At 66.4% G+C, this 4483-nt stretch carries 3 protein-coding genes; all 3 read left to right on the plus strand.

Going from position 1 to position 4483, the window contains the following annotated elements; genetic code table 11:
- The first annotated feature begins 661 nt into the window (after nucleotides 1-661).
- Complete coding sequence (locus N825_RS35385; RefSeq protein ID WP_198039079.1) at nucleotides 662-1369, plus strand: Crp/Fnr family transcriptional regulator; 708 nt, start codon at nucleotides 662-664, stop codon at nucleotides 1367-1369.
- Between the two features lie 59 nt (nucleotides 1370-1428).
- The gene (locus tag N825_RS35390) at nucleotides 1429-3645 is read left to right on the plus strand and encodes a CHASE2 domain-containing protein (protein ID WP_198039080.1); all 2217 of its coding nucleotides are present in this window, start codon (nucleotides 1429-1431) and stop codon (nucleotides 3643-3645) included.
- A gap of 207 nt (nucleotides 3646-3852) precedes the next feature.
- Nucleotides 3853-4483 (plus strand): FecR family protein (locus tag N825_RS35395; protein ID WP_198039081.1); only part of this gene is annotated, 631 nt, incomplete at its 3' end.

The following is a 4483-nucleotide window of genomic DNA, read 5'->3' on the forward strand; positions in this document are numbered from 1 at the left end:
CAGCGTTCGTTCTGAGCCAGGATCAAACTCTCAGGTTGAAGACGATCACCACGGACCGGCCGAAGCCAATCCAAAGCAACCGCTCAACGGGAACCGTCACCCAAGACAGTCCCAAAACCCAAGCTTGAACCATGTGATTCTTGCGTAGTTTCCAGGATGCTCGACTGACGGTACCGATTTTGTGCCCCGAACCGGGTCAAAACCACACCGCCGCCTGCGCATCCCTTCTCTCTATCGATCAACTTGTCAAAGATCCCGCGAAACACAGCACGGCGTGCCGAAGCACGCTGGCTTGATTTCCCACCGTTTTCTGGTGCCCCCGACCGCCTTAGCGCGTCGGGAGGCCGTATATAGGGCGGCTCATCCCACCCTGTCCAGGGCCTTTTTCATCCGCGTGACGTTTTTCTGACCGGCCATGACGACCCGCCGCGTCATCCCCTCCTGCGGCCGCAAGCCCCGCGGCGGGACACCCACATATGATCGCGCGCGAGGGGGACATATGGAAAAATGGCACGTGAATCCCGAGGGTTGGCAAATGCGGGTGATTTGCCAGCCGGACTGAACTATGGTTAGCGCGATTTTGAACCTGATGCTGTGAACCACTTCACAGCATCGCACTGGGCGCGAAAATTTGATGAGCCGGTCGGAGGGGATAGACAAGGTGGCTGTTCTAGCCGGCCATTTCCTGCTGAAGGATCTGCCGGGCGACGACCTGGACAAGCTCGTCTCCTACGCGCGGGTCGTGCGCCACCCGGCGCACCGGGTGCTGTTCCAGAAGGGCGATCCGGGTGACGGCATGATGGCGGTGATATCCGGCAGGATAAAGATCCGCTGCTATTCCGCCGACGGCAAGGAACTGGTGCTCAACGTCATCCGCCAAGGCGAGCTGTTCGGCGAGATCGCCCTGCTGGACGCCAAGCCGCGCACCGCCGACGCCGTCACCATGGAGGCCTGCGAGCTTCTGGTGCTCGAACGGCGCGATTTCCTGCCTTTCCTCGCCGACCGCCCCGCCGCCTGCCTGCACCTGTTGAGCGTGCTGTGCGCCCGCCTGCGCCAGACCAGCCAGCAGTTGGAGGACGCCTTGTTCCTGGATCTCCAGCCCCGTCTCGCCCGGTGCCTGGTCCGTCTCGCCGAGCGTTTTGGAGTTCCAACGGACACCGGCATCCAGATCGATGTCAGGTTGTCGCAGCAGGAATTGGCCGCCTTCGTCGGCATGACCCGGGAGAGCGTCAACAAGCAGTTGTCCATATGGCGGCGGGATGGCGTGGTGGGTTTCGCCGCCGGCACCATCACGATCCACGATCTGGCGGAACTCCGGTCCCTGTCGGGCATCGATGACGAGTCCGGAGGCTGCGCGGATGGTCCCTGACCTCCCCATCACACATCCCGCCCCGCCATGACGACGCCACCCGCGATGAGATGTCCCCGATGAGGCGGATGCAGAACGCCGTCGTGCTGGCCCTGATCACCGCCGGCGTCGCGTCGCTGCTAGCGCTCAGCCCCGTCGCCCGGTTGATGGAGGAGGAGTTCGGCCTCGCTTGGCTGTTCAAGCTGCGGGGTCCGGTGGCCGCCCCCGACGATGTCGTGGTCGTGGCGCTCGACCGTCCCTCCGCGCGGCGCCTCGGCCTGCCGCCCCAGGTGCGGCTGTGGCCCCGCTCGCTGCGCGCCCGCATGGTCGACGATCTGGCCCGGCGCGGCGCCACGGCGATCGCCATCGACCTGACACTGGAAACCCCGACCGACCTGATCCAGGACGGAGCGCTCAGCCGCTCCATCGCCGCCGCGCGCTCGGTCGTGCTGGTCGAGGCGATGGAGCGGGAGGACCTGTCCGTCACCGACGCGCGCGGCAATCCGGCTGGACGGATGGCCATCCTCAAGGCGGTGCCGCCGATCGAGCAGTTCGCCAAGGCCGCCGTCGCCCTGGCTCCTTTCCCCCTACCCAAGGTGGCGGCCCGGACCAACGAGTTCTGGTCCTTCAAGGAGGATGCCGGCGACCGGCTGACGCTGCCGGCCGCGGCGCTCCAGGTCCACGCGTCCTCCGTCCACGCCCTCTGGCTCAGCCGACTGCGTGAGGCGGACGTGCCCGGACTGGAGACGCTGCCGCCCGACAACAACCTGCTGGCCGAGCCCGGCGCCATCCAGCGCGCGTCACAAGCGGTGCGGCGCGCCTACCTGCAGGACCCCCTGCTCGAAACAAGGCTGCCGCCCCTGCCCGCCCAACTGGGCGACCGCGAGCGCCGCCTGCTTGCCGCGATCGACCGCGTCCACAAGGGACCGCGGCATCATCATATCAATTTCTATGGACCGCCGGCGACGATCACGACGATCCCCTTCGCCGACCTGATCGAGGACCGCGACGTCCCCGATCTCAAGGGGCGGGCGGTCTTCATCGGCGTGGCGGAGCGCACCCCGTCCAATCTCGACACCTTCTACACCGTCTTCACCCGCGACGGCGTCGACATCAGCGGAGTGGAGATCGCCGCCACCGCCTTCGCCAACATGCTGGACGACACCTCCCTGAAAATACCCGGGCGGCCGGTGGAACTGGGTCTGCTGGTCTGTTTCGGCATCGTCATGGGTCTGCTGGCCTACCTGCTGCCCCCCGCCCTGGCCATCGCGGCGACGGTGCTCCTGTCGGCGGGCTGGCTGGCGGCCGCCGTCACGCTGTTCGGCCAGTCGCAACTTTGGCTGCCGGTGGCGGTGCCGCTGATGGTCCAGTTGCCGATCGCCTTGTTTGGCGGGCTGTTTTGGCAGTACCTCACGACCAACCGCGAACGGCGCAACGTTTCGCAGGCGATCCGCTACTATCTGCCGGAAAAGGTCGCCGCCAATCTGGCGCACAGCCCGATCAATCCCGGCGCCTCCCGCGATCTCCTGTACGGCACCTGCGTCGCGACCGACGCCGAGCGCTTCACGACACTGGCGGAAGCCATGGCGCCGCGCGACCTCGCGGTGCTGCTAGACAGCTACTTCGCCGCCATGTTCGACCCGATCCAGCGCAATGGCGGCACCGTCACCGACGTGGTCGGCGACGGCATCATGAGCGTCTGGACGGAACCGCAACCGAGCCGCGAGCCCCGGCTGAGGGCGACCCTGGCGGCGCTTGACGTGACCAAGGCGGTCGAGCGCTTCAACCTGACCAGCCCCGGCCGGCCGATGCCGACCCGGATCGGCCTGCACGCCGGCTGGATCATGGTCGGCAATGTCGGCGCGAAGGGGCATCTGGCCTGGAGCGTGGTCGGCGACATCCCCAACACGGCGTCGCGCATCGAAGGGCTCAACAAGCATCTTGGCACCCGAATGCTCGCGTCCGACGCCGTCGTCGGCGACCTGGACGAGGTGCTGACACGCCGCGTCGGCCGGTTCAGGCTGGCCGGCAAGGCGGACATCCTGGATATCCACGAGCTGATGGCGCGGCGGACCGACGCGTCGGCCGCCCAACTCCGGCTGGCCGGGCAATTCGTCGAGGCCCTTGAAGTCTCCGAGGCGGGGGACTTGTTGAAGGCCGCCGATCTGTTCCGCCAAGTCCTTTCGGAGTTTCCCGACGACGGTCCCTCACGCTTCCATCTCGATCGTTGCCTGCGGCACTCGGCTGGCACCGCCCCCATCGAAGACGCGGCGATCGTCCGCTTGGAAATGAAGTGATAAAATAGTCATAGATGAGTAATCAATTTTAGCTTGAATCAGCCTTATCGCTTAGTATAGAACGGCTAGGCTGAATTTTTGTGTCTGGTATTGCAGGTTGCAGGAAGCGCCTTTCGACTGCTTAAGATGATGGGCGCCTTCCGGCCTGAACCATCCTGATCGACCACTCGGTTCTCCGGAACCCACTATTTGACAGGCTCGTCTCCCATGGCACGCTCAAAGCCCCTGCGGTCGTCGCTGCTCGCAATGCTGACCGCGGGGCTGGCCGCCGGGATGACCGCCGTGGCGTCTCCAGGCGAGGTCGAGGCCGGAGAGGCGGAATGCCCGGCGCCGGTCGGGCGCATCGCCTCCGTCGAGGGTGGGGTGGAACGCCGCACCGCCGACGGCGAGTGGCGGCCCGCCCGGATCGAGGAACCGCTGTGCGCCGGGGACGCCATCCGCACCGGCAGGTTCAGCCGGGCCGCCATCGCGCTGACCAACGATTCGGTGCTTCGGCTGGATCAGGAAACCACCTTGCAAGTCGGTGCCGTCCCGGTCGACGAACCTTCGATGCTGAGCCTGATCAAGGGCATCATGCAGGTGTTCAGCCATCGGCCGCGCAGCCTCAGCATCAACACGCCCTTCGTCAACGCCTCGGTGGAGGGCACCGAGTTCGTGGTGCTGGCGGCTGACGACAGGTCGGCGGTGACGGTGTTCGACGGCAAGGTCAGGGCCAGCAACTCGCTTGGCGCCGTCACCCTGGTGGCGGCCGGCACCGCCGAGGCGCGCGCGGACTCGGCCCCCGTCCAGAGCGTCGCGGTCCGGCCGCGCGACGCGGCGCGCTGGACGCTGTACTACC

It is taken from the genome of Skermanella stibiiresistens SB22 (assembly GCF_000576635.1).
Taxonomy (GTDB): Bacteria; Pseudomonadota; Alphaproteobacteria; order Azospirillales; family Azospirillaceae; genus Skermanella; species Skermanella stibiiresistens.

Bases quoted from the DNA above. Each gene is read 5' to 3' on its own strand.
- N825_RS35390 (WP_198039080.1), top strand. From the start codon at position 1,429: ATGAGGCGGATGCAGAACGCCGTCGTGCTGGCCCTGATCACCGCCGGC.